This window comes from Lentzea sp. CA-135723 (genome assembly GCF_050936595.1).
GTDB lineage: Bacteria > Actinomycetota > Actinomycetes > Mycobacteriales > Pseudonocardiaceae > Lentzea.
This window is the reverse complement of sequence record NZ_JBNJMK010000001.1, coordinates 4,986,195-5,009,611: the sequence shown is the minus strand read 5'-3', so window position 1 is coordinate 5,009,611 and position 23,417 is coordinate 4,986,195. Positions and strand designations below refer to the sequence as shown.

Below are 23,417 nucleotides of genomic sequence, written 5' to 3'. Positions count from 1 at the left end.
ACACTACGGAACTCGACGATCGAATAACGGCCTGCCGAGCCTGCCCGCGCCTGGTGGAGTGGCGCGAGCGAGTGGCTCTGGAGAAGCGCGCGGCGTTCCGCGACCAGACGTACTGGGGCAAACCGGTCCCGGGGTTCGGTCCGCTCGACGCCTCGCTCCTGATCGTGGGCCTCGCACCCGCAGCGCACGGCGCGAACCGGACGGGCCGGATGTTCACCGGCGACCCGTCCGGCGACTTCCTGTTCCGCGCGTTGTACGAGGTAGGGCTCGCCTCGCAGCCCACGTCGGTGTCCGCGGACGACGGCCTGGAGCTGCGCGGCGTGCGCATGGCGGCGCCCGTCCGGTGCGCGCCGCCGGACAACAAGCCGACGCCGGCGGAACGGGACAGGTGTTCCGGCTTTCTGCGCGAGGAAATGGGGTTGATGCCGCGGCTGCGGTCGGTGATGGTGCTCGGCGGGTTCGGGTGGAAGGCGTTCCTGCCGTTGCTGGGGCCGGAGCGGCCGAAGTTCGGGCACGGGGTGGAGGTGTCGGTCGGTGGGCTGCGGGTGTTCGGGTGCTACCACGTGTCGCCGCACAACACCTACACCGGCAGGTTGACCCAGCAGATGCTCCAGGACGTGCTGAAGAGGGCGATGGGCTGATGGGCAGCAGGGCGAACTACGTGATCGTGGACGAGCGCGGCTGCGAGCTGTACATCGACAGCGATGGCGCGGTCGGGTTGCTCCGCGAGTTCGCGGAGGGCCCGGAGGCCGTGATCGAGTCCGTTCGGGAGAGCTTTCTCGCCAACGGGTGGCTGGACGACATCTGGTGCGAGGGCGCCGCCGTCATCGACACCCTGAACCAGGTCCTGGTGCTCTACAGCCTGCACCACGACGGCGTGGACGCGCGTGCGCGACAGCTGACCGCGATCCGTGCCGCGTGGCCGGAGTGGCAGGTCCGCTGGGCGTACGGCGGGATCGGGGACGTGGTGGCGTACGTCGGTCTCGGCCGCGCGTCCGTCCGCAGCGAGATGCCGTCCGCTCACGCCGAACTGCAACCGACCTGGAACGGGCGTCCGACGGCGCGCAACTGCCTGGTGACCGTCCAGCAGGCCGATGGCTCGGTGCAGGGACACCTGGTTCGCCACTCGTACTTCAAGCCCGTCTGGGAGACGGCCGATCTGCTGGACGCGCTGGCGGAGCTCACCCCGTCGCCGGGCTGGGAACCGCAGTCGGCGGACGACAGCGGACCGGATCACGGCCTGCACTTCGATCTCGCCCGCCGCACGTTCGGGTTCTGGACGGTCATGAGCTTCACCGAGACGGTTGACGAGATCGCCGCGCGCTGGCCGGGCTGGACCGTTGAGTTCTGGGAGGACCGCCACGAGGAGCAGGCCCAGCGCGCCGGCGACTTCCGGACGTTCCCCTTCGAGACGGTGCTGTGACCGGTGCCGAAGCCGACACCGGTGCAGGTGCTCCGGGACGAGGGACTGCCCGCGTTCGCGTTCCTGGTCGAGCGGCACGACTTCCTCGGCCCCGAACTCGTGGAGGACGGCTTCCTCTTCCACCGCCCCGACCTGCGGGTGAGCGTGACTTCCTGGACGTGGAACGGCGAACGCGGGTTCACCACGAGGGTCTCGCTGCCGGACGTGGTGATGTCGGCCGACCTGGGCTGCCTGTACGTGGCGTGCGGGCTCGGGCCGTTGCAGGCGGTCGGTGGCTCGACGGGGACGGCGCACGTCGTGCGCAAGCGGATCGCCGAGCACGCGGCGGCGTTGCGGCCGGTGATGCGGCGCCTCGACGGGCCGGAACGGGTCGAGCTGGTGCGGCGCTGTCGCGGGCGGTTGTTGCCGGACTGACCAAAGGATCATCCGAAGTGTCCTCGCGCGTGTCACGCTGACCGCCATGAAGTGGTGGCGGGCCGGGGTGGCGGTGGCGGCGTTGCTGATCGTCGTCGTCGCGGCCGGCGGCACGTCGCCGATCACGCTGGTCCAGCGGCTGGACGACCGCCCGCCGGCGCAGCAGACCGCGGGGCAGCTGGACGTGCCGTTCCCCACGGAGCTGCCGGGGCTGTTCGCCGTGCCCCTCACCGTCTACCTGGTGGTGCTCGCGGGGCTCGTGCTGTTCGGGCTGGTCGGGATCTTCTTCGCGCTGCGGCTGCCGGAGTGGCGGCGGCGCGGGGGAGTGCGCGGGGTCGAGATCGAGGGCTTCGAGGTGGGTGAGCAGGCCGTGGTGCGGCGGGTCGAGAAGGCGTTGCAGGAGTTCACGAAGCATCCGGGACGGCCGCCGCGCGACGCCGTGATCGCCGCCTGGCTCGCACTCGAAGCCGCCGAGGAACGGTTGCCGCACCAGACGCCGACCGAGTTCACCGAACGGCTCGGGGTGGACGCGAACGTCCTGAAGGACCTCTACCAGCGGGCGCGGTTCGGGCACGAGGACGTGACGGCCGCGCAGGCCGAGCAGGCGCGCGAGGAACTCGGCCGCATCGTCCGGGAGCTCGCGTGAAGACCGCGCTGGCGCTGGTGGTCGGGGTCGTCATCGGCGTCGTCGTCTGGTTGCTCGGCGTGCCCGGCGAGTGGGCCGTCGTGCTGGCCGTGCCGCCGACGGCGTTCGCCGTGCTGGTCAGCAGGTTGCCGCGGGCCACCGACGTGCTGTGGGTCTCGGCGCCACCACCGCCCGCCTCGATCAGCACCGGGCACGCCAGCACGCTGGCGAGCCGGCTGGAGGAGGCCGCGGACGATCCGCGGCGCTACGACGAACGGTTCCGGGCGCGGCTGGAACGACTCGGGATCGCCGGCGGGATGCCCGATCCGAAGACACTGGCGGAGAAGCTCAGGAGGGTCGAGTGACCATCGAGTTGGAGGCCGAGGAGGTCCTCGACGAGATCGGCAAGGTCGTCGTCGGGCGCACCCGGACGGTGCGGCTCGCGCTCGCGGCCGTGCTGGCGGGCGGGCACGTGCTGCTGGAGGACGTGCCGGGCCTCGGCAAGACGTTGATCGCACGGTCGCTCGCGCAGGCGTTGTCACTGGACTTCCGGCGCCTGCAGTGCACGCCGGACCTGCTGCCCGCCGACGTCACCGGGTCGTTCCTCTACGACCCCGGCAGCCGCGAGTTCGAGTTCCGGCACGGGCCCGTGTTCACCGGGCTGCTGCTCGCCGACGAGATCAACCGGACGCCGCCGAAGACGCAGTCGGCGTTGCTGGAGGCCATGCAGGAGCGGCAGGTGACGGTCGAGGGGCGCACGTTCCCGCTGCCGCGGCCGTTCCACGTGCTGGCGACCTCGAACCCCGTGGAGTACGAGGGCACCTACCCGTTGCCGGAGGCGCAGCTCGACAGGTTCCTGGTGCGGCTCGACATCGGCTACCCGCCCGCCGAGGAGGAGGTCGAGGTCCTGCGCCGGCGGCTCGCGCGGCAACGAGAAGAGGCCGAGGTGCCGCCCGTGTTGGCGCCAGGACGGCTCGGTGAGCTGCAGGCGCTGCTCGAACAGACCACAGTGGACGACGATCTCCTGCGGTACTGCGTGGACCTGGCGGTGGCGACGCGCGGACACCAGTCCGTCGAGGTCGGCGCGTCACCGCGGGGGGCGCAGGGGCTGGTGCTCGTCGCTCGCGCTCTGGCCACTTTGGACGGACGTGCGTACGTGACGCCGGAGGACGTCAAGGAGTGCGCGATCGCCGTGCTGGCGCACCGGCTCGTGATGAAGCCCGAGACGTGGACGTCCGGCGTGAGCGGTGTGCAGGTCGTCACCGAGCTGCTCGGCAAGGTTCCGGGCCCGCCCAGCTCATGAGCAGGGCGGACAAGCTGCGGGAGGCGTTCTCCCGGACGCACGGCGCGCACTGGCACCCGACCGACGCCTACTCGCGGGCGGTGTGGCTCGGTGTCGGGCTCGTGGTGGCCGGGATGTTCCTGCACCAGCCAGAGCTCGTGCTGTTCGGCGTTCCGCTGGTCCTGTCCGTGCTGCTGACGTCGAGACCGCGCGGCAAGCCCGCGGTGAGCGTGCGCCCGGTGCCGCGCGGGGCCGGGGCCGGGGTCGTGCACACCGTCGCGCACGTCGACGGCGCGGACGCGGAGATCGCGGTCGTGAAGCTGCCCGGCGGGGCCAGGGCGATCCCGGCGCACTCGCCGGACCTGCCGGTGGAGATCCGGCGCGACGCCTGGGGGCCCGGCGTCGACCTGCGGCTCGACCACCTGTTCGCCGGGCCGGACGCGATGCACGTCTACGGCCCGATCGTCGGCGTCGAGCACGTCCGCACGATCCTGCCGCCGGTCGAGCACCACCCGTCCGGACCGCTGCCGCCGCGGCCCGCCGGGCTGGTCGGCATCCACCGCTCGCCCCGCGCCGGCGACTCGACCGAGCTGCGCGACATCAGGGCGTTCCAGCCGGGGGACCGGCTGCGGCGGATCGACTGGCGCGTCACGACCCGCACCGGCGTCGTGCACGTCCGGGAACGGCACGCCGAGGCCGACGCGGAGATCGTGCTGGCCCTGGACACCCGCGCGGACGTCGTCGCGGAGGTCGCCGAGTGGTCTTCGCCGCGGTACGGGGCCTCGGCGCGGCCGGGCGGCAGTCTCGACCGGGCGGTGCGGCGGGCGGCGTCGATGGCCGCGGGCTACCTGCGCCAGGGCGACCGGGTGGCGTTGATGGACCTCTCACGGCCGCAGCTCAACGTGCGGTCCGGGGTCGGGCGGCGGCACCTGATGCGCATCCGCACGCAGCTCGTCGTGTGCGTGCAGGCGGCTGGATGGTCGTCGCACGTGGCGTTGCGCCGGCTTCCGCACGGATGCGTGGTCGTGTTGTTGTCGCCGTTCCTCGACGACGAGATCGCGGAACTGGCCGTGCAGACGCGCAAGCGCGGGCACGTGGTGCTGGCGGTGAACACGCTGCCGCTGGAGCTGGTGCCGGACGCCGAGTCGCGCTGGGGCGAGGTGGCGGCCGAGCTGATCGCCGCGGAGCACCGGGTGCGGCTGCGTCGGATGGCCGAGCACGGGGTGGCGGTGACGCGGTCGTGCTGATGCGGTTGATGATCGTGCTCGCGGCCGTCCCGGTGGTGGTGGTCCTGCACCTGGAGGCGACGTCGCTCGTGCCGTTGCTGGTCGCCGTGGCGCTGACGGTGCTGACCGTTTTGATGCCGGGGAGCGCCGGGCCGGCGTTGCTGATCGGGTACGCGGCGCTCGCGATGGCGTTCGCGGACGGGCACCCGTTGCGGCTCGGCGTGTTGATCATGATTCCGGCGTTGCACCTGATTCACGTCACTTCCGCGCTCGCCGCGGTCGTTCCGGTGAAAACGAGAATCGAGCCCGCTGCGCTGAAAGCACCAGCCCGCCGGTTCGCCATTGTCCAAGTGATCACATTTGTCGTCGCGGCGTTCGCGGCCGTCGTACCTTCTGGTGCCGGGATCGGGCTCCTGGAGGTGCTCGGACTGGGTGCTCTGACAGTCGTGATCGGGGTCGTCGCACTGAGGATCTGAATCGAGACTCTCAGGCACAACACCTCGAGTCGCGGTCGAGGCGCAGGTCAGCCCCGATCGTGTCCGGCATCACCCGGCGACGGTAGTCACAACAGCCCCTCCGGACGCGCGAAAAATGGGCTCCTGGTGCGACCATGTGTGTATGGCTGCTGTGAAGTCGAACCCCACGCGAATCGTCATTGTCGGCGGTGGGTACGTCGGGATGTACACGGCTCTCGGACTGCAGAAGAAACTGCGCTCCGGCGAGGCGTCCGTCACTGTCATCGACCCGCAGCCGCACATGACCTACCAGCCCTTCCTGCCAGAAGCGGCGGCCGGCTCCATCGAGCCGCGCCACGTCGTCGCTCCACTGCGCAAGGTGCTCAAGCGCTGCCACGTCGTCACGGGCCGCGTCACCAAGATCGAGCACGCGCGCAAGATCGTGACCGCCGAGCTGTCGGACGGCCACGTCGAGGAGATCGAGTACGACGTGCTCGTCTCCGCGCTGGGTGCGATCTCCCGCACGCTTCCGATCCCCGGCCTGGCCGAGGTCGGCATCGGCATGAAGACGATCGGCGAGGCGATCTACGTCCGCAACCACGTGCTGTCGCGCCTGGACCAGGCCGCGAGCACGAACAACGCGGACCTGCGCAAGAAGCTGCTCAGCTTCGTCGTCATCGGTGGTGGCTTCGCGGGCATCGAGACGCTCGCCGAGCTCGAGGACATGACGCGGTATGCGCTCAAGTACTACGAGGGCATCAAGCCCGAAGAGATGAACTGGGTCCTGGTCGAGGCCGCCGGCCGGATCATGCCCGAGGTGTCCGCCAAGCTCGGCGCGTGGACGGTCGAGGCGCTCGAGAAGCGCGGCATGAAGATCTACCTCGACACCCGCGTGAAGTCGCTCGAAGGCGGCCACGTGGTGCTGGACGACGGCACGGAGTTCGACTCCGACACGATCATCTGGACCGCCGGCATGAAGGCGAACCCGGTGCTGCGCAACACGGACCTCCCGCTCGACGAGCGCGGCCGCGTCCGGTGCACCGCCGCCATGCAGGTCCAGGGCCTCGACGGCGTGTGGGCCGCCGGTGACTGCTCCGCCGTTCCGGACCTCTCGCGCATCGAGGAGGACCCGACGGCGACGTGCGTGCCGAACGCGCAGCACGCCATCCGCCAGTCGAAGCTGCTGTCGAAGAACATCGTCGCGTCGCTGCGCGGCCAGAAGCCGAAGGACTACTTCCACAAGTACCTCGGCTCGGTCGCGGGCCTCGGCCTCTACAAGGGCGTCGCGGACGTGTTCGGCCTGCGCTTCAAGGGCGTGCCGGCGTGGTTCATGCACCGCAGCTACCACGTGGCGTTCATGCCGACCGTGAACCGCAAGCTGCGCGTGCTGATGGACTGGACGCAGGCGCTGTTCTACGGCCGCGAGATCGTGGCCCTGGGGCAGATCAACGACCCGAAGTCGGACTTCGACCGCGCGGTGCAATCCTGAGGTTTACTGTCTGTGAGTGACTGAGTGCCCCGAATGAGACCTCATTCGGGGCACTTCTTTGGTCTGAAGGCGGAACTTGAGCGCCCAATCGGAGTAAGCTCCAGGGGCTGCCTTGACATTGCGTTACGTGTTTCGGAGACTACGGCTGGTGCATCACCTGAATGCGTGATTCGCCATGTGGGGAGAGAGGTGATCCCGATGTCTCTCGAGGAGCTGGCCGCACAGCTTCGTCGCGGTGAGATCGAGGACCCCGCGTTGGCGCAGTACGCCGCAGAGTACGCGCAGGCGGGGCAAGTTTTCCGCAGCAAGAAGGACGATTGAGCAGGTCGGCTGACGGGCGGGTGCCAGGTGCCCCGTCCGAGGCTGCCAGGCCCCTCCTTCTCCAGGGCCAGGAGTACCTCTTCCGGTCACCGCCCAAGTGCCTGGACTTCCAGGAGCAGGTCCACCGCCTCGGCATGGTCGACGAGGGCGACGGCAACCCGCAACCGTGCGTGCTGGTCCTCGCCCGCGCCGCCGACATGGAGATGAACGAGCTCTCCATCGCCCTGGCCGAACGCGGCATCCGCATGGCCCGCATCGACGCCGACAGGTGCGTCGACCTCCCTCTGTCGGTCTACACCGACCAGCCGTTGATCGAACTCGACCGCTGGCTCCTCAGGCCCCTGCTGGTGTGGCGCCGCCACTTCGAGCTCTCCGCGGTCCCCGTCGAACCAGGCACCCTCGCTGGCGCCTACGCCGTCGACCAGTGGGCTTCAGTGGCCAACTGGCTGTCCTCCCGCGCCGACTGGGCACATGTGAACCCCTCGCGCTTCTCGACGCACCTGGACCGTCTCACGCAGCTTTCCGACGCATCAGCCTTCGGGCTCCGTGTGCCCCGCACGGCCGTGACGACCCGCCCAGGCCGAACGCGCCCAGGCGGCGGCGCCTGCATCGTCAAAACGGCAGGCCGCCACCTCCTAGAGCCCCGACCGGGCGTCCAGCACGGCCTCTTCCCCAGGCCCCTGGAGACCTCGCGAGCCTCCGACACCCCGGAACCCGCACCGGTGATCGTCCAGGAGTACGTCCCGTCCGAAACGGAACTGCGCGTCTTCGTGGTGGGCGAGCAGTGCATCGCCTACCAGGTCGACAAACTCGACCCGGCGCAACTCTGGGTGGATCCCGACGCAGTCCGCGTCACGCCGACCGAGGTACCGACGTCCCTCTCGGACAAACTGCTCGCCCTGGCCCGCCACTGGCGGGTCCAGGTAGCGGCGTTCGACCTGCTCGTGACCGGTGGAGACCACGTGTTCCTGGAGATCAACGTCAACTGCGACTGGCGCTGGTTCGAACACCGCGCCGACGACACCAGCGTCTCCACGGCCGTCCACGACTGGGTGGCGCTCCGCTTCAAGGAGCTCCTGGGCGCGGGAAGGGCACGCTGATGTTCGGGTCCGTTCGACGCTTACCCGGATGCTCGCTCTAGTCCAATTCGCTGGGCCGCTCGGGCGAGAAACCACCATCCGCTCACACAAGCCGACGATCAAGGCCTAGGCTCACCGCGCCCCCGTAGCCCAATCGGTAGAGGCAGGTCCCTTAAAAGGATCACAGTACGGGTTCGAATCCCGTCGGGGGTACCAACTAGATCCGCATAAGGATCAGGTGCCTGATCAGGCGTTTCACCGGTTTTGCCGGTCGCTTCGGCGATCCGTTCGGCCGTATCGGCTACCTCCGAAAGATGCGCGGAGGGGAGCCGGAGAGTAACCAGAAGATGATCATGATCATCGTTCAGGCGGACGCCGAGCTGGGTGATCTTGAACAGCCGTCGTAGCAGCTGGTCAGGTGCCTTGCTCAGGTCCGTGACCAGATGCGGAAGTGCGTCGAGGAGTCCGATGTCCGCGGCTTTCGGCCCGGTTGGCACGGGTGTACCAATCGCTGTGTCCTTCGTCACGAGCGACCGCCGCTGCTCGTCCAGTTCGTTGTAGGTCTGCCGCAGTCCACGGCTGAACGCGTCGTCGCCGTCCTGGGCCTGCCGGAGGATGGCCGCCTGCCGCCGCTCGATGTCGGCGAGCGCTCGTTCGATCTTCGTCTTCTCGGCGCGTTGCTGCTCGGCTTCACGATCGTCGACAGCCGCCAGATCGGCTTCGAGCAGCGCGCGACGCTCCGGACCGAACACGCGGTCCGCGAAGAAGGCCGCAATGCCCTCCATGATCGCGTCCTCGCGGACGTAGACCACCTCGGCATGGTCGGAGTACCTGTCGGGCCGTCCGCGGTTGTTACTGCGCGCTGAGCACATGTAGTAGACGCGCTGGTTGCGAAAGCTGCCGTACATCCGCCGGCCGCACGCGTCGAACACCATGCCGCGCAGCAGGTACGTGCGCGTGGCCGTGGAGTGCACACTCGCGTCGTCGTCCCGTGAGCCTTGCCGCGCCCGCCTCGTCGCGGCCATCTCGTCGAACATCCACTTCGGAATCAACGGCTCGTGCACCGGCTCCGGCGACCACACCCACAGGACTGGCGAGTTGACCTTCCCGCGCTTCGACCGCGTCGCCCGCCGGTTGAACACTTGGAACCCGGTGTACTTCGGGTTCCGCAGGAGGTCGCAGACGCTGGATTTGCTCCAAGCGCCTCGTGCGCGGGCCTTGCTGGGTGGCTGCGGCGGCGGGTACTTGGCCAGATCGACGTTGAGCAGGTCGGCGATCGTGCCGTAGCCGAGCCCTTGGTGGTAGCGCCACATCGCTATCTGGGTGACGGCCTCAGCGCGGATGCCGTCCGGCTCCAGCCGCGTCTTCGTCTGCCCCTTGGCGGCCTTCGTGGGGTTGGGATGCCGGTACGTCTTGGCCTTGTAGCCGTACGGCGGCTTGCCGATGTTCCAACCTTCACGGACGTGCGTGCACAGCCCACCCCACGACTGCTCCAGCGTGTTGAGCACCTCGTACTCGGCCACAGACTGGTTGATCCGTCGTTGCAGGATCCGTTGCGCCCGGCTGCCGGTCAGCGTGATCGGCTCGTTGGAGGCGAACAGCGGGACTTCGGCCCGTTCCAACTCCCGCTCGATCGAGAGCCCTTCGTACGTGCGCCGAGCAACGCGCGAGACGCTCTCGCAGATCACGACGTCGAACCGGCGGCCCTTATGTGCCGCCTCGTCGAGCAAGTCGGTGACACCGCCGTCACGCGCGATCGGGATGTCGTACCGCTCGTAGTTCTCACCGCGCCCGCGCTGCTCCAACTCCATGCGGCCGGACTCGACGTCGTAGAAGTGCGCGACGATCACCCACGAGTCAGGAATGGACGCCTTGCAGTTGCCGAGCTGCCGGAGCATGGACTGCCGCGGATCCTGCTGGTCGTCGGTGGACGTCCGGCCGAGAAACGCCACCCGAACTTCGTTGCGCAGCAACGCAACAGGCATCCCGAGCGGCGAGACCGCGTAGTCCGACAGGCCGGACGGCCCAGACGGCACGGCGTTCATCCGCGGTTGGTTCATCAGGCAGCCTCCTGCTCGTCGGCCTGTTCAGCGCACTGACCGGCAGCCCAGTCGAGGAGGTCTCTGATCACGGCGGCCAGTTCGCCGTGCAGACGATCGCCTTCGGCGCCGCTGACATAACGCACGTGGCCGGAGAAAGCCCAGCTCTTCGTGCGGTTTCCTATCTGATTGTAGTGCCACTCGTCACGTTCAGAACCGTTGTCGCACAAGGCTTCCGTGTCACTAACGGGTGGTCTCTGAGGCAGCGGAACAATGTTCATCCCCATCGCCTCTCGTTTCCCATGATCTGTCCGACCACGGCGGTGTTCTGGGGATCCCATGCCGCTTCACTGAAGGGGAGTCCGGCAGGCGATGCGTGCTCTGGGACGCGCGGACCACGTTGCGGCAGCTCTGCCAGTCGCCGCCGTTCCAGCACCTGGCTTTGGAAGGAGCACAACGCCCAGATCGGCCCAGCAGATCCATCAGGATGGCCGTGGTCACGAGAAGCGGTAGCGATGACGAAGCCGGGCTTCTCGAAGCCGAGCTGCTGGCGCATCGCCGAGCGAAGGTTCCGTTCTCGCAGCGACGAGTGAACCGAGAACAGCAGAACCCCGAACACGTCGGTGCCGAACCGGCTGTAGTCACCGAGCTTGCCCACCACTTTGGACAGCGGTTCGGTCCCGGTGTCGTGCTCCAGGAAGAACCGAACCCGCCGTCCGTGCTCGTCCCAACAGCCGTAAGCGTCGGGCCTGAGCTTGATGTCGCCGTGCCAGAAGAAGTCGGCGCAGACCTTCTCCGGCCACCACTGCGTGAGGCCGGCGTCTGACCGAGTACGGGCATACGCAGCCAGCCCACAGAAGAAGTCGTTGACGCCAAGCTGATGTGCCAGCTTCGGCCACAACCCCAGTCGCTCCAGCCGGTCTGCGTGCGCACCGGCCACCGGCGGCTTCTCCGCGCGCTGTGCGGCGATCACCCGCGCACCGCGGTAACCGAGCGCGTACCGCGTCTGACTTGTACCTCCGGCGCTGTAGGAGTCGCGAAACGCGAACACCACACCGAGCTCACGCAGCTGCCGCAGACGATCCTGAGCACGTCGTACCGAGGAGAACTCGATCGCCGCAATCTGGTTGGTGGTGAGCACCTTGTGCTCGTGCAAGAGAGCGAGGATCCGCCGATCCCGCTCAACGAGCCGAAACCACAGGGCGGCATCTGGCTCGCCGACCCGGCCGCCGCGCCGTCCACGAGTGTGTGGAGTTCCTTTGGTGTCACTCCTCAGTCGGCTTTTGGGCGGCCTTGCTCGATACCACTGCTGACGTGCGGAGACCTGACTTTGCGTCTCGGCGGTTGGGTCAGCGGATTCAGAACGCCGTACACCCGCCACCCCACGTGCCGGACCATGCGCTGACCAACCCGCGCTGTCACCCATCGGTCCCTCCCTCCGGAGCTGCCCAAGCGGTCGTCGCTTAAGCACCCCTGAACTCCGGATTTAGGGCCTTGGATGGACAGTGAAGGCGCAATCGTTATTGGTCCGACATGTCGGCTGGGTCGGGGGACTGAAGTTTGTGCCGGTCGAGGTCAATCGCTCCGCCCGGAAGCCTGGTCAGCTTCAGCTGAGTAGAGCAGGCCCAGGCAGCCTCGTTATTCACTCTCTCGGGGAATACGGTGTTACATCACTTTGCCTTCGGGGCGCCTGATGAAGGTCGTTCTCTAGGTGCTTGCACAAGTGGGCTGCCTCGGTGCACTAGTCCACATGAGCACTGATCGTGTGGCGCCGCAGCGCCACGGTGAACTTCACGGTACAGATCAAAGCAGCGGACTTGTGCAGGCTGTGGTTGGCCTGACGACCACGGTGGCGACCTCGATTAGCGGGGTGTACGTCGTCACGCGATCGGTGATCGTGACTGCGCTGGTGGCTGGTCTGATCATGGCGCTCGTGGCTGGGATGCTGGTGTATAAGTCGCGTTGGGCCAGGTAGGGGCCTTGTTGTTGCTGGCGTTGCATATTGGCGTCCGCTCGTTCTACAAGGTATGTGTAGCGGTCCACTGAGTTGATGTTGAAGGAGAGGAGGTGCGTTGGTGAGTGAGCGACTCCCCAGATGACTTCGACGAGTTCTTCCGAACTGACTTACCTCAGTTGATCAGGTTTCTGGTTCGGTCCGGGTGGGGGTGGGAAGACGCGCGTGATGCTGCAGCTGAGGCCATGTTGTCGGCGTACCAGGGCTGGATAGAGATTGATCATCCTCGTGCCTACGTTCGGAAGGCTGCATGCCGTGTAGCCGCTCAACAGCGCCGACGTGACCATGAGCGGCTGCAACGATCGATTCGTGGCGGTATGACGACGCCGGAGCACGACGACCCGTACGCGATGTTTGATGCCAGGATGGATGCGACGCGACGGCTCGTCGCGCTGCTGAAGCTGTTGCCGGACAAACAACGCACTGTGCTGGTGTGGCATCTAGACGGATTCGGCAACTCGGAGATTGCTTGTCACCTGAACATGTCCCCAGCGACCGTGGCGTCACATCTGAGGCATGCCAAGCAGAGCGTTCGCCGACTGTTGTCGTCTCCTGAACGGTTGCCTACCGAGATGATCTATGAGGGAGGTGCCCCGTCATGACTCACGCAGACGATTTGGAGCTCGGCGACGAGGCCTTCGCCGAGTTGGTGAGACAGTCCCGCTACGAGGTCGACAAGGTGACAGCGGTGTGCGCGGATGTCGGGGACATGCTTGCTGCGATCAAACGGCAAGCTGCAGATAACCATGCCCGCGCGGCGCAGGACATGCTGCATGACGTGCCGAGTGAGCAAAGGGAGCTGCAGGTTGTCGGCGCCGAATTGACCAGGGCGTTCCGCGCTCCGATGTCGCAGTCTGGTCACTACGGTGCCTCGCCGTCGCTCGAAGAGCAGTGGAACGATGATGAGTGGAGGGAGCTGGCGACCTCTCCATCATGCCCTGAAGATGAGATTCGTCAGGTGCACGTCGAAGGCTACGCCGAAACTTCCTGGGATCTCTCGATTGTTGTTGCCGACGCGAGCCGCGGGAATCGTGCTGCGGTTGAGGTGCTGCTGAGTCGAATTCAGCCTCTGATTGTCCGGTACTGCCGTGCTCGGCTTGGAAAGATGAGGCATCTGCAGTCGGAGCCGGACGAGCTTGCTCGAGAGGTCTGCCTGGCAGTCCTGACCGCCTTGCCCGACTACCGTGCTCAAGGACGTCCGTTCTTGGCCTTTGTGTACGGCATTGCCGCCAACAGGATCGCTCACTGGAGCCGAGTCAACGAGCTTGAGTCAGCCGCAGATCAGAGGGTGATGCCGAGCTTGGAGGCTCACTATGCCGAGTCGGATCAGCTTGCGCAGATGACAGAGCTGTTGAGCCGGCTACCGAGTAAGCAGCGTGACATCTTGGTGCTGCGTGTGGCGTGCGGTCTGTCGGCTGAAGAGACGGCTGATGCTATTGGATCTACGCCAGGGGCTGTTCGGGTGGCACAGCACCGTGCATTGACCCGATTGCGCAAAGAGATTGATCGCTTGAGCTGATGTAGTTCATATGTCAATTTGCTGTACCCAAGGTATCGAACTTATTGAGGAGCAGGGCTTTTGACTCTCTCGCGTCGAGGCTCTCCTCCTCAAGAGCCTTGACGATGGCCTCGTAGCCAGTGAGGGAAGCCTTTGCCTCTATAAGAAGGCTGGAGTTTTCTGTACCTACCCACACCAGCGGTTCGTACTTCGGAAAGGTCAGCAAGGTGAACGGCCCTGCCAGCCCAGCGTGGGCGCCTCGGGTGATCGGCAAGATCCGGATCTCAACGTTCGGTTGGTTCGCCATGAACATCAGATGCAGCAACTGCCCGGCCTGCACCTCAGCACCACCAACCTGAAGCTGCAGCGCCAACTCGTGAATGAAGAACGTGCAAGTGGTGCCTTGTCGAGGCAGCCGCTGCATCGCAAGGCCCGCCTGAACTCGGACTTCCAACTCATCGGCCGGCGAGGTGGCCGAGGCGCGCAGTGCCTCACGCATGTAGTCAGCCGTTTGCAAGAACAGCGGCACCGCGTGCGTGTGCCAGCAGGTGAGCGTCTCCGCCACCGCCAGGTTCTCAACGACAGTACGAAGCTCGATGGGCGAACACACCCCGTGCTGCTGCCACCAGCCGACAACACCCGTCTCACTGTGCAAGCCCAGAAGATGAGTGCGCTCATCCGCTTTGACCCGGCAGGCACCGAGTAGCGCGGCGATCTCAACGAGGTTGGCGCCACCCTTGCCGTTCACCACGTCCGAGACCTTGGCCTCGTCCCAGTCCATGACCTCAGCGGCACCTCGCGCGGTCATGCCAGCGCCTGTGATGGCTGCCCGTATGCCAGCGCCCAGCTCACGGCCACGCGCGGTGGAGATCCTCTTCGGCACAACTAGCTCCTCGCCTGATCGGTAACCAGCTGCAAATGCCGTGCCGGTTCCCGAAGCCGCAGCGAGGCTTCGTTCAACCAGAGCAAGGACAGCTCCTCGGTGCGGACAACATCGTCGAGTGCGACAAGCACTCGTTCGTAGGAATCGCGCTCGGCAGCCGACTCAAGCCAGGTGTTGCCACCGTGCAGCGTGTGAAGGAGAACAACGTCGTCAAACCGCTTCTCCATGAACCGCATCACTGAGAAGGACACGCCCATGCCGAAGTAGGGCCCTGCATCGCCATCCACGATTCGAAGCTCAAAGCCGGGCAACTCGCCTAGCTCCTCCAGGTGCTCCAGCTGGTCTGCCATCACCTTCGAATCGCCAACGCCGCCAAGCGCCTGCTCCGTCACAACCAGTCGAACGTTCAGCCGCCGCAGCTTCGAGGACTGCTTGGCGCCCACTCTCAAGCGCCTGAGGGCGTCTTGCTGCTTTGCAAGATCGAGGCCATTCGTCGTTGCGCCGGACGTGACGAGAGCGGCGTGATAGCCACAGGTACGCACAAGCTCAGGTAGCGTCTCCACAGCTACGATCACCAGCGCACTCGCCTCAGCCAGGACATCCCACGGTGTCCACGTAAGCCGAGCCCAAGCGTCGCCGTTGATCCGATCCCACATCGGGGGATCAACGGCTCGCTGCGCAACCCGCATGCACAGCTCAACTTCGTCATCGGGGGCACCGCACGCAGCGCCGACCACGACGACCTCGCTAGGAGACATGCGTTGCGCAGCTCGGCAGAGGTGCGACAACTTCGCGGTCGAGAAACCAACCCGTGCGCCCAACTCGAGGAGCGACCAGTCGCGCCTCGTCCGCCAGCCCAACACGGTCCGGCTCAAGGCGCGAACCTCCAGACTCGCTCTCCCGTTGACCAGTTGTAGAGCCATGTCCCATCAGCCTGTTCTTGATCCGTGGGCTTCACGCCCGGTGCCTCTTCGGCTGCCAATGCGTGCGCTCGTGCGTCGTCGCAGTCGCTGCCTGGGCGGCAAGATGAACGTCGAGCAACATCCGGCAAGGCGCGGGCACTCTCCGCCAAGCGGGCCCACCACGACACTTCCTGCACCAGCCGTTCTCGTCCGGCTGGTGCTCGTCAACGAACACACGCAAGGCGGCCACCAACCGCGGAACTTCGTGCCGTGCCATGGACAACACGGACGCGCCATCGCCGTCAGCAGCGATCCGCGACACAAGATCCAGGTGCTCGACAAGCCGTCGGCGCAGCTCGGAAAACAAGACGAGGTTGCCCATGGCGGCGTGCCCTTCGGCTAGCTGGCTCGGAGACGGGAACACCGAGGCGGCTCGGCCGGTTCCGACGTCCTGTCGTTGGCGAAGGCACGCGCAACCGCTTGGCGGAAAACAAGAAGCCCTTGCGCCGCAGCATTGGCCTCCCTGCATTCCAAGGCAGAAGTGACCACCACGGCAGCGCGCGAAAGCACCGCGGTCTGCGCCCGCGTCAGGTTCACGACGACGGGAACAACATCCTCAACACGCTCCATCGCCAGAACCCTCCGTCGGACCGAATTGGGGCCGACGGAACCCTTGGGCGTGGCGCGCTACCAGCCTGGACACGCCCGTCCGGACTAGTTCCCGCGAGGGGCCAAGGGTCCCGCCGACAGGGACTACATTAGGGGTTAATTAACCCCTAATGCGATAACCAGAACGTGTGAACCTGCCCTGACCTGCGCGTGACTAGGGTGATCACGAGTTCCGCAGCGCGAGGAGGCAACCGGGTGCCGAGCGACAAGACGTACAGGAAGTCCAAGCTGGGCCGCCTGCTCGATCAGCTGCGCAAGGACGCAGGCAAGGACCTCAGCTACCTGGCGAGCGAACTCCGCAAGACCGAGGCGCACCTGTCGAAGTGCCTGAACGGCACGAACCTGCTCGGCTGGGCGGACCTCGGTCTGTACCTCGACCTCGTCGAGGCGGACGAAGACCGCCGGCGCAAGGCAACCGAGTACTGGGAAGACGCGAAGCAGGACAGCACGCGCGTCCAACACCCAGCCGCGTACAACCAGGCCGCCCGCTCGTACGCCCGCGCCGAAGCCGACGCCTCAAAACTGAAGCAGGTTGAAGCGGTCTGGATCCCGGGCATGCTGCAGGTCCCGGAGTACACGCTCGCTCTCCGCGAAGCGGCGCACCTCTTCGTCAACCCGAAGGTCCCCGCTAACCGCACCGTCGCCGCCCGGCAAAGCCGCCAGATGCGGCTACACGGCGAGGCTCCGCTGCAAGCGCACTTCCTGATCGACATCGCAGCTCTCCGCCGCGCGGTCGGCGGCGCCGCTGCCATGTACGCGCAGTTGCTCCACCTGCAGGCGTCCGCGGCTCTTCCGAACGTGACGATCCAGGTGATCGGCGAGGACGCTGGCGCCTACGCCATCGACGGCGTGACCATCCTGAGCTTCGACGACGAGGACTTCCCGGACGTCGTCTACCTGGAGACCAGGGGAGGTGGTCGGTGGGTGGAGAATGACGTGGACGTAGACAAGTTCCGCAAGTCGTTCAACGAGATCGCGGACGAGCTGGCCTTCACGCCCGAAGAGTCGCTCAAGGTCATCCGCGATCAGGCTGAACTCTTCAAGGAGAGACTCCAGCGAGATGACGAACCCTGAGAAGACGTGGCGCAAGTCCAGCTACACCGCCCCCGACAACAACTGTGTTGAGCTGACTATCGGCAAGGCAGCGACCGCGATGCGGGACAGCAAGGACCCTGACGGTGGTTCATTCGTCGTTCAGGCGAGTGCATGGGCCCAGTTCATCTCGTGTACCAAGTCAGGCGAATTTCAGCTGTGATCACAGCTTTTGCTGTTTTCTGACCGGTCGGGCTGGCTAGCTAGTTGCCGCCACTCATTTCACAGGCGCGAGTGCATCGCATTCAGGCGCCAGTGGCTCGTGGGCGTGGCTGTCCATGCGAACAGATAACTGGATCTAGCGGTCATCCTGAGATCGAGGCTCTCGATCGATCTCAGCCGGTTCGATCGCAAGCAAGGGAAGATCTTCATTGAAATCTATCCCGATCTGTTCGTTCTCATACGTCGTATCTATGGCGAGCTTCTGCCTCAACTCTGCGAGCTCGTCATGTGTCAGGCCTCGCAGAAGTGGAAGCGCATTGAGGAGAATCTCAGGAAGGCTTAGCTTAGATTTTGTGCGACCGGAACTCGTTGCGGTTGTGAAGTCACAAGAGAGATGCTTGCCTCCGGCAAGTGCGACTTCGACTCTCCGGACGGTGGCATACTCTCCCAGCTGTTTCGCAAAAGCGTAGAGACTTTGATCTTCTAGAATCTGCAGCGAATCCGAGTAGTACTTCACTGTCTGATGGCCGTTGGATAGGACTGCTTCATCGATGCTTGATGCGATACCTGAAGAGCGCCTCGTAAGCCCGGCTATAGAGATGCCGTCAGACTGATCTGGTTTGACTGCGTCTAGATCATCTACCTTATCTGCAAGGTAGGCGACATAGCCGTTTCCCTTGAGTCCTACGAAGCGGGTGTCGGTGAACCAGTGCGAGGCAAACTCTTCTTCTGAAAGTCGATCTTGTTCATTCTTTACGCGACATGAACGAGCCCAAAGCCCGTCCAGGTTTGCGTGCATGAACTTTTCGAGATTCTTTGATCCCGCAGGAAGATTGAGTCCTGCTAGCCTCCTTAGGGCCACCCTGTGGCCAAGTCGGCGCCAGAACTCGTAATCATCAATGTCATCAAACTCGAAGATGAATTGCAGTGCTTCTAGGTTCAGCTCATCTGACAACGCGGTTCGGCCTGGGAACCTGTCTAGTGAGCCTCCGGAAGCAACCCACACTGCTTGCAGCAGGCCCTGAACTTTCTCGGACTGCTGATGGTTCAAATATGTATCGAGAGTTTGCGCTGCAAGTTGCGTGGGCTCCTCGAGGGCGCGAAGTGCGCCTTCCATCCCGTTAGTTAGTGCTCGGGAAGCCAGCTGAGCCCCTGCGTGATCGAGCAGGCCTCGGCCGCCTTGTGCTATCGCTGATGACACAAGTTTGAGGAACGGCGATGACTGCTCGGATATCAGAACCTGAAGACCAAGTGCGTCGGTGACCAAGGTGCCGTACTCGCGCGAACTCTCTTCTAGTTTGCTGGTGAGTTCCGTTCCTGCGTCTTGAGGGGTGTCTTCCAGTCCGAAAACTATTGGCTGGCTGTCGCCGATGAGCGCAACGTCATCGATTAGATGTTCAACGTTAGAGTTGAATCGCAGATAGACATAGCGCTCCTTGAGTGAAGGATCGCTTGGCCAGTCCATTACCAAATCTGGAATGAAGCTGTGGTTGAAGTACTCTGTCTTCTTTATCTTCGCCTTTGGGTCAAGTGCTGCGATCTCGGCAATGACCGCTGACTTGACGCCTTCGACGCTATCGGCCGGGATCGACCAACTGAGCGCATCGGCGATTCGCCTTGAGTAGGATTCGTTTACGCTCATCGATCCCCCTTATTGGTGTCGTACTGGCGTATTACGCCGAGATGCTCGCGAGACAAAGTGAGCTTTTCTTGAAACTCCGATATAAAGACCATTCCTAGTCGTTCGGAAACGTCCTTGCAGGCGTCGCCGGAGACGAGCTCGGCTGCTTGTTCTTTATTGGCGACGTTGAAAACTCGTTCCCGATGCATGAGTACGCAGTCGCGAACCCATTCTGAGGTCATCAAATCTCCCCAGTCATTGACCAGAAAGGGAGACCAAGTGACCCATAGAAACTTGTCGCAACGGTCGGGGCGAAGGTTGTATGCGCGATAGCATTGGGCGAGAAATCTTCTGTAGTGAGTTCCTTGGTCTTGAGCGCTTGTGTAGTATTTGCACTCCGCAAGGAATTCCTGGCCTTGCAACTCGCCGCCGAGAAGTATACCGCCCATGTCGAATGAGAATGTCTTGTCGTTTGCCCATTCGAATGAGAGTTTGGGTACCGCCACCTTGTCGGGGTTGACCCATTGGACGTTCGCGCGCGTGGTTGACTCAAGGTAGAGCTTCGCGCGGCGTACGCCGTCGGCTCCCTTGGCCTGAGTCTCCTCGCCTGACACGAGGCAAACCCTATCTCCGTTCGGTACAAGTCGGTCGAAACTACCCCGCTCGTCCCCCGAACGTTCGAACGTTGTCCTGGGCGGCGGCGCCGCGGCTTGTGATCAAGGTCGGCTTCGTGGGCGCGACCCTGGAGAGTGCATGGCGGAGAAGAGGCTTTGGCACTGGTCATGGGCTGAACTCTGGTTCTTCGTCCGTAAGTGCGCAAGGCGGTTATCCACAGCCAGTGCTCGACCTGTGGATAACTGCGCATCCTGCGTCGTCCGAGTGGGGTGCAGGCGTGCGTGTGGCGGTCGAGCTGCTGCGAGCAGGTTGGTGTGATCGCTTGTGTTGCTGCGTTGTTGGCCTGTCGGCTTCGGGCTGGAGCGGCTAACCCAACTCGTGTGTCAACTGAGCTGGACTGGCTTAACGAGCTGATTCCGTATTGCCATCCTCGGCTCCGCTGCGGCGTCGACGCCGATGGGCAATCGGAACAGTGGCGGATATCTGCAGTTCGCGAAGCGTGTGCGTAGGGGAGGGACTAGTGCGTACCGTGTCGGGGGTACTTCCGTTCACCTGTATGGATCATCCCCTGACCAGCGGATACGCGGTCAGGGGATGATCATGTAACTGCCGGTGACGTTCTGTTCGCAGCTGGCTCTCCGTCACTTTCCGTGACAGTGTGTGTCGTGGTTCTGGACCACTCGACACGGCTTCAGGCGCCCGAATGGTGTGGCCTTCGTCACGAGAAGTATGCGGGCGCCAACCTCAGGTTTGAGGTTGCGCTTCGGTCTGCCCGTACATTTTCTGACTGGCAGTATGGCCTCGGTTACGCATCGTGGAGGCCAGATGACTGATCCGGACGCTCTTCTCAGCCAGTACGAAGGCAGGCTGGCTGACGCGCAGCGCAAGAGTGACGCGATACGCGAGGGACTCACGAGGCTGCGTGTTGTGGAGAGCAGCGCGGACGGCCAGATTGTCGTGACGATCAACGACGCTGGCAACCTCGTGGACCTGAAGCTCGGCACCTCGTTGCAGCGCAAGGACGGCGACAGCGTGGCGCAGGAGGTGCTGCGCGTGCTGCAAGGCGCGCAGAGCCGGGTAGCCGCGACCGTGCAGGAGGCCCTGTCGCCGATGCTCGGTGCCGACTCCGAGGCGATGCACTTCATGATGGACAAGCTGCGCAGCGCACATCCGTTGCCGCCTGCGCAGTACGTGCCAGGCGGTGGGTATGGAGACGAGCCGCATCGGCTGGGTGCCATCGAGGACGACGCACCGCCTTCGCCTCCGGTAGCCCGCCCCCGGCCACAGTTGCCCCGCTCGTCCCAAGACGACGAAGAAGACTTCGGCGACAAGGGATTCCTACGATGACCTATCGAATCGACCTCGTCGAGATGCAGGCGCACTCGGCCAAGCTCGACAGCGTGGGTGCGCACGTGAACCAGGCGTTGGGCGCGGCGCAGACCGTGTCCAATCCGGAGGCGTTCGGCAAGCTCGGGTTTCCGCTCGCGGCTCTCTGCTCCATCGCGCAGAACTCGGCGATGGACACGATGCGCCAGGCCTCGGATGCCGCGGCCGACCATCTCAGGCGATTCGACTCCTGGCGGAAGTCCGTTGAGGAACACGAACAGCTCCAGACTGACGTCTTCGACGGGATGCACGAACGATGACCGCGATTGGACCCGCTCCAGCACCTGGGCCGAACCCCTTGGTCGTCATCGGGGAGGAGACGGCCGGCACCGAAGGCGCGGGAATCTTCCACGACGCCACGGAGACCGTGAAGGGTTTCTCGAGCGGGAACTGGGCCGAAGGCTTGATCAACGCTGGGGCGACGGCCGCCGGTGTGGCCGGCTTTCTCGCTGATCCGATGGCTGCGCTGCTCAGCGCGGGCTTCGGCTGGCTGATCGAGCACGTCAGCTTCCTGAGGGAGCCGCTCGACTGGCTCATCGGAGATCAGGAAGCCTTGGACGGCATGGCGAAGACCTGGGAAACCGTCTCCGGGTTCATGGAGGAGACCTCCGAAGACCTGCGGACCTGGGTCAGGGACGACACAACCGGGTGGGCCGGGAAGGACAGCGATCAGTACCGGGCGTTCGGTGCCGATCGTGCTGACACCTATGCCGGGGTCGCGACAGCTGCCGGAGGCATCGCGGGTCTCGTCCGCATGTGCAAGATCGTGCTCAAGGTGGTGCGCGACATCGTGCGCGACCTCGTCGCCGAGGCGATCGGCAAGCTGATCTCCATTTGCCTGCGGTGGGCACCGGCGATCGCGGCGGCCGGGGCGGGCCTTGCGGGGGCGATCGCCGAGTGCGTGCCCACCGCGATCAAATGGGCGAACAAGGCGCTGGAGGCGTGCCGCAGGCTCACCACGGCGTTCCGCAACGCTGGCGGTCTGTTCCAGAAGCTCGACGGCATCCTCGTCAACGCCAAGACTGCGCTCTCCAAGAGCGGCGACGACTTCGTGAACGTCCTCAAGAAGAGCATCAACGCGGACATCAGGCGGAGCGCCACTGACTTCTCCTTTGCCGGCATGGCCAAGGACGCACTCAGCGAGGCGAGGACGGTCGCCGCCGACGGCATCACGAACGTGTCGTCAGAGGTCCTTCCGAAGATCGGGATCGAGGCGACCAAGGAGTCCACCAAGTTCCGCGACTGGGAGGACAAGGCCAAAGACGGCGGCGGATGGCGCACATGGCGCGACCTTCGCGCGGAAGAAGCGGAGAAGCAGGAAGAGGAGCGAAGGGAGGCCAACGGCGGATGATGGTTGTCCGCGTCCTGCACAGGTTCTTCGCGTTCCTCGTCGTCCCCGTTCTCGGTTACCTGCTCGGCGCCACGATCTTCAACCACTTCTGGGACAAGGTCGAGACCGACCTCCGAGACGCCGAACTCGTCATCACCGCCACGTCCTGCGAACGCGGCAGGCCGGTGACCTTGCGCGGCTTCGGCTATGTCTACGAATGCCGGGCCAAAGTGGAGAACAAGACCAACGGCAACGTCACCACGGCCACCACCCGCGGGTTCCTCACTCCTGAACTCATCGGTACCGAGGTGGCCGGTTCTGGCTTCCGGCGCGGTGAGTTGTATCCGGAGCGTCCCTATGCGGGATGGGGCATGGTTTTGTTGCTCCCGTTCGGCGTTCTCTGGTTCTACGTCTACATCCGGATCGCTTGGCCGTTGCTGCCTGAACGCAGGAAGACCCGTCGGAAACCCGTGAGGTACCAACGGCCTGGCAGCTCAGCTGAGCCTGATCGCACGGTGCGGGTGTTAGGCGGGCATCGGCGAGTGTGGTTGTTCGCCGTCTTCGTGCTCGGATGTGCAGGCGCATTCATCCACCCCGTGTCTTGGGCATTGGCAGGCCTCGTTCTCCCCGCCGTCGTGTGGCAAGCGCTGCGTGGGCCGATGATCGCCGTTTCACCCGACGGACTCGCGTGGCGCGGGACGAGCCTCACCTGGGCCGAAATCGGGGACGTCCGGCTGACGCGGCGCAACGTTTTGCTGGTGCAGCCGAGGAACGGCGAAGAGGTGCGCATTGGCAGGTTCGGAGCTGAGCAGGCCACCCGCATCCACGTTGCCATGGGGCATTTCGCGCAGGCGCCCTATGTTCGTGACGACGCAGTGCCCAGGTGAGCCGG

Annotated in this window: 28 protein-coding genes, 1 tRNA gene and 1 pseudogene; 23 read left to right on the top strand and 7 right to left on the bottom strand. The window is 64.9% G+C overall.

Annotated features, from left to right (window positions below):
- The first annotated feature begins 23 nt into the window (after nt 1–23).
- The 13 genes from ACQEU1_RS22725 to ACQEU1_RS22665 all read left to right on the top strand — a co-directional run bounded on the left by ACQEU1_RS22725 (nt 24) and on the right by ACQEU1_RS22665 (nt 9,180).
- On the top strand, nt 24–641 hold the full coding sequence (locus ACQEU1_RS22725) for a uracil-DNA glycosylase (protein ID WP_433211669.1): 618 nt from the start codon (nt 24–26) through the stop codon (nt 639–641).
- On the top strand, nt 641–1,423 hold the full coding sequence (locus ACQEU1_RS22720; RefSeq protein WP_433205092.1) for a hypothetical protein: 783 nt from the start codon (nt 641–643) through the stop codon (nt 1,421–1,423). Before ACQEU1_RS22725 ends, ACQEU1_RS22720 begins: the two co-directional genes overlap by 1 nt.
- A 3-nt stretch (nt 1,424–1,426) precedes the next feature.
- Nucleotides 1,427–1,837 (top strand): hypothetical protein, encoded by a 411-nt coding sequence (locus tag ACQEU1_RS22715; RefSeq protein WP_433205089.1) that lies wholly within the window; start codon nt 1,427–1,429, stop codon nt 1,835–1,837.
- Nucleotides 1,838–1,883: 46 nt separating this feature from the next.
- Nucleotides 1,884–2,483 (top strand): DUF4129 domain-containing protein, encoded by a 600-nt coding sequence (locus ACQEU1_RS22710; RefSeq protein ID WP_433205086.1) that lies wholly within the window; start codon nt 1,884–1,886, stop codon nt 2,481–2,483.
- Complete coding sequence (locus tag ACQEU1_RS22705; RefSeq protein ID WP_433205083.1) at nt 2,480–2,827, top strand: hypothetical protein; 348 nt, start codon at nt 2,480–2,482, stop codon at nt 2,825–2,827. The genes ACQEU1_RS22710 and ACQEU1_RS22705 overlap by 4 nt, the downstream gene beginning before the upstream one ends.
- Entirely contained in the window at nt 2,824–3,765 is a 942-nt protein-coding gene (locus ACQEU1_RS22700) for an AAA family ATPase (protein ID WP_433205080.1), read from the top strand. Before ACQEU1_RS22705 ends, ACQEU1_RS22700 begins: the two co-directional genes overlap by 4 nt.
- Entirely contained in the window at nt 3,762–4,991 is a 1,230-nt protein-coding gene (locus ACQEU1_RS22695; RefSeq protein WP_433205077.1) for a DUF58 domain-containing protein, read from the top strand. The genes ACQEU1_RS22700 and ACQEU1_RS22695 overlap by 4 nt, the downstream gene beginning before the upstream one ends.
- Nucleotides 4,985–5,446 (top strand): hypothetical protein, encoded by a 462-nt coding sequence (locus ACQEU1_RS22690; RefSeq protein WP_433205074.1) that lies wholly within the window; start codon nt 4,985–4,987, stop codon nt 5,444–5,446. The genes ACQEU1_RS22695 and ACQEU1_RS22690 overlap by 7 nt, the downstream gene beginning before the upstream one ends.
- Before the next feature lie 142 nt (nt 5,447–5,588).
- Nucleotides 5,589–6,914 (top strand): NAD(P)/FAD-dependent oxidoreductase, encoded by a 1,326-nt coding sequence (locus tag ACQEU1_RS22685; protein ID WP_394613916.1) that lies wholly within the window; start codon nt 5,589–5,591, stop codon nt 6,912–6,914.
- Between the two features lie 198 nt (nt 6,915–7,112).
- A complete protein-coding gene (locus ACQEU1_RS22680) occupies nt 7,113–7,235 on the top strand; it encodes a hypothetical protein (RefSeq protein WP_256238980.1) in 123 nt (40 codons plus the stop codon).
- Nucleotides 7,232–8,335 carry an ATP-grasp domain-containing protein gene (locus ACQEU1_RS22675; protein WP_433205069.1) on the top strand — a complete coding sequence of 368 codons (1,104 nt, stop codon included), beginning with the start codon at nt 7,232–7,234 and terminating at the stop codon, nt 8,333–8,335. Before ACQEU1_RS22680 ends, ACQEU1_RS22675 begins: the two co-directional genes overlap by 4 nt.
- Nucleotides 8,336–8,453: 118 nt before the next feature.
- A tRNA-Leu gene (locus ACQEU1_RS22670) sits at nt 8,454–8,530 on the top strand.
- A 227-nt stretch (nt 8,531–8,757) separates the two neighbouring features.
- A complete protein-coding gene (locus tag ACQEU1_RS22665) occupies nt 8,758–9,180 on the top strand; it encodes a hypothetical protein (protein ID WP_433205066.1) in 423 nt (140 codons plus the stop codon).
- A 198-nt stretch (nt 9,181–9,378) separates the two neighbouring features.
- On the opposite strand, the pseudogene ACQEU1_RS22660 reads toward ACQEU1_RS22665, so the two are convergent.
- From ACQEU1_RS22660 to ACQEU1_RS22650, 3 genes and pseudogenes are all read right to left on the bottom strand, one after another.
- Nucleotides 9,379–10,125: pseudogene (locus ACQEU1_RS22660) on the bottom strand (recombinase family protein); the annotation flags it as partial.
- Between the two features lie 248 nt (nt 10,126–10,373).
- Entirely contained in the window at nt 10,374–10,640 is a 267-nt protein-coding gene (locus ACQEU1_RS22655) for a hypothetical protein (protein WP_433205063.1), read from the bottom strand.
- Nucleotides 10,631–11,509: a replication-relaxation family protein gene (locus ACQEU1_RS22650; RefSeq protein WP_433205060.1), complete on the bottom strand. Its 879-nt coding sequence runs from the start codon at nt 11,507–11,509 to the stop codon at nt 10,631–10,633. Before ACQEU1_RS22650 ends, ACQEU1_RS22655 begins: the two co-directional genes overlap by 10 nt.
- A gap of 594 nt (nt 11,510–12,103) precedes the next feature.
- On the opposite strand from ACQEU1_RS22650, the gene ACQEU1_RS22645 reads away from it, so the two are divergent.
- From ACQEU1_RS22645 to shbA, 3 genes are all read left to right on the top strand, one after another.
- A complete protein-coding gene (locus ACQEU1_RS22645; protein WP_433205057.1) occupies nt 12,104–12,328 on the top strand; it encodes a hypothetical protein in 225 nt (74 codons plus the stop codon).
- A 104-nt stretch (nt 12,329–12,432) separates the two neighbouring features.
- Complete coding sequence (locus ACQEU1_RS22640) at nt 12,433–12,969, top strand: RNA polymerase sigma factor (RefSeq protein ID WP_433205054.1); 537 nt, start codon at nt 12,433–12,435, stop codon at nt 12,967–12,969.
- Nucleotides 12,970–13,325: 356 nt separating this feature from the next.
- Nucleotides 13,326–13,886, top strand: a complete 561-nt coding sequence (gene shbA, locus ACQEU1_RS22635) for an RNA polymerase sigma factor ShbA (protein WP_433211666.1) — start codon at nt 13,326–13,328, stop codon at nt 13,884–13,886.
- 13 nt (nt 13,887–13,899) lie between these two features.
- On the opposite strand, the gene ACQEU1_RS22630 is transcribed toward shbA, so the two are convergent.
- Complete coding sequence (locus tag ACQEU1_RS22630) at nt 13,900–14,646, bottom strand: DUF5753 domain-containing protein (protein WP_433205051.1); 747 nt, start codon at nt 14,644–14,646, stop codon at nt 13,900–13,902.
- A gap of 104 nt (nt 14,647–14,750) precedes the next feature.
- Nucleotides 14,751–15,671 carry a Scr1 family TA system antitoxin-like transcriptional regulator gene (locus ACQEU1_RS22625; RefSeq protein ID WP_433205048.1) on the bottom strand — a complete coding sequence of 307 codons (921 nt, stop codon included), beginning with the start codon at nt 15,669–15,671 and terminating at the stop codon, nt 14,751–14,753.
- Nucleotides 15,672–15,867: 196 nt separating this feature from the next.
- Here ACQEU1_RS22625 and ACQEU1_RS22620 point away from each other — a divergent pair, with 196 nt between their 5' ends.
- From ACQEU1_RS22620 to ACQEU1_RS22610, 3 genes are all read left to right on the top strand, one after another.
- Entirely contained in the window at nt 15,868–16,053 is a 186-nt protein-coding gene (locus ACQEU1_RS22620; RefSeq protein WP_433205045.1) for a hypothetical protein, read from the top strand.
- 461 nt (nt 16,054–16,514) lie between these two features.
- The gene (locus ACQEU1_RS22615) at nt 16,515–17,393 is read left to right on the top strand and encodes a DUF5753 domain-containing protein (RefSeq protein ID WP_433205042.1); all 879 of its coding nucleotides are present in this window, start codon (nt 16,515–16,517) and stop codon (nt 17,391–17,393) included.
- Complete coding sequence (locus ACQEU1_RS22610) at nt 17,380–17,574, top strand: DUF397 domain-containing protein (protein WP_433205039.1); 195 nt, start codon at nt 17,380–17,382, stop codon at nt 17,572–17,574. Before ACQEU1_RS22615 ends, ACQEU1_RS22610 begins: the two co-directional genes overlap by 14 nt.
- Before the next feature lie 135 nt (nt 17,575–17,709).
- Here the strand turns inward: ACQEU1_RS22610 and ACQEU1_RS22605 are convergent, their stop codons facing one another.
- Both ACQEU1_RS22605 and ACQEU1_RS22600 read right to left on the bottom strand, forming a co-directional pair.
- Complete coding sequence (locus ACQEU1_RS22605; protein WP_433205036.1) at nt 17,710–19,215, bottom strand: hypothetical protein; 1,506 nt, start codon at nt 19,213–19,215, stop codon at nt 17,710–17,712.
- Nucleotides 19,212–19,808 (bottom strand): hypothetical protein, encoded by a 597-nt coding sequence (locus ACQEU1_RS22600; protein ID WP_433205033.1) that lies wholly within the window; start codon nt 19,806–19,808, stop codon nt 19,212–19,214. Before ACQEU1_RS22600 ends, ACQEU1_RS22605 begins: the two co-directional genes overlap by 4 nt.
- 826 nt (nt 19,809–20,634) lie before the next feature.
- Here ACQEU1_RS22600 and ACQEU1_RS22595 point away from each other — a divergent pair.
- The 4 genes from ACQEU1_RS22595 to ACQEU1_RS22580 are packed head-to-tail and all read left to right on the top strand — an operon-like array spanning nt 20,635 to nt 23,412.
- Nucleotides 20,635–21,156: a YbaB/EbfC family nucleoid-associated protein gene (locus tag ACQEU1_RS22595; protein ID WP_433205030.1), complete on the top strand. Its 522-nt coding sequence runs from the start codon at nt 20,635–20,637 to the stop codon at nt 21,154–21,156.
- Nucleotides 21,153–21,455: a hypothetical protein gene (locus ACQEU1_RS22590; RefSeq protein WP_433205027.1), complete on the top strand. Its 303-nt coding sequence runs from the start codon at nt 21,153–21,155 to the stop codon at nt 21,453–21,455. The genes ACQEU1_RS22595 and ACQEU1_RS22590 overlap by 4 nt, the downstream gene beginning before the upstream one ends.
- The gene (locus tag ACQEU1_RS22585; RefSeq protein WP_433205024.1) at nt 21,452–22,546 is read left to right on the top strand and encodes a WXG100 family type VII secretion target; all 1,095 of its coding nucleotides are present in this window, start codon (nt 21,452–21,454) and stop codon (nt 22,544–22,546) included. The genes ACQEU1_RS22590 and ACQEU1_RS22585 overlap by 4 nt, the downstream gene beginning before the upstream one ends.
- The gene (locus ACQEU1_RS22580) at nt 22,543–23,412 is read left to right on the top strand and encodes a DUF6346 domain-containing protein (protein WP_433205021.1); all 870 of its coding nucleotides are present in this window, start codon (nt 22,543–22,545) and stop codon (nt 23,410–23,412) included. Before ACQEU1_RS22585 ends, ACQEU1_RS22580 begins: the two co-directional genes overlap by 4 nt.
- Nucleotides 23,413–23,417 lie beyond the last annotated feature (5 nt).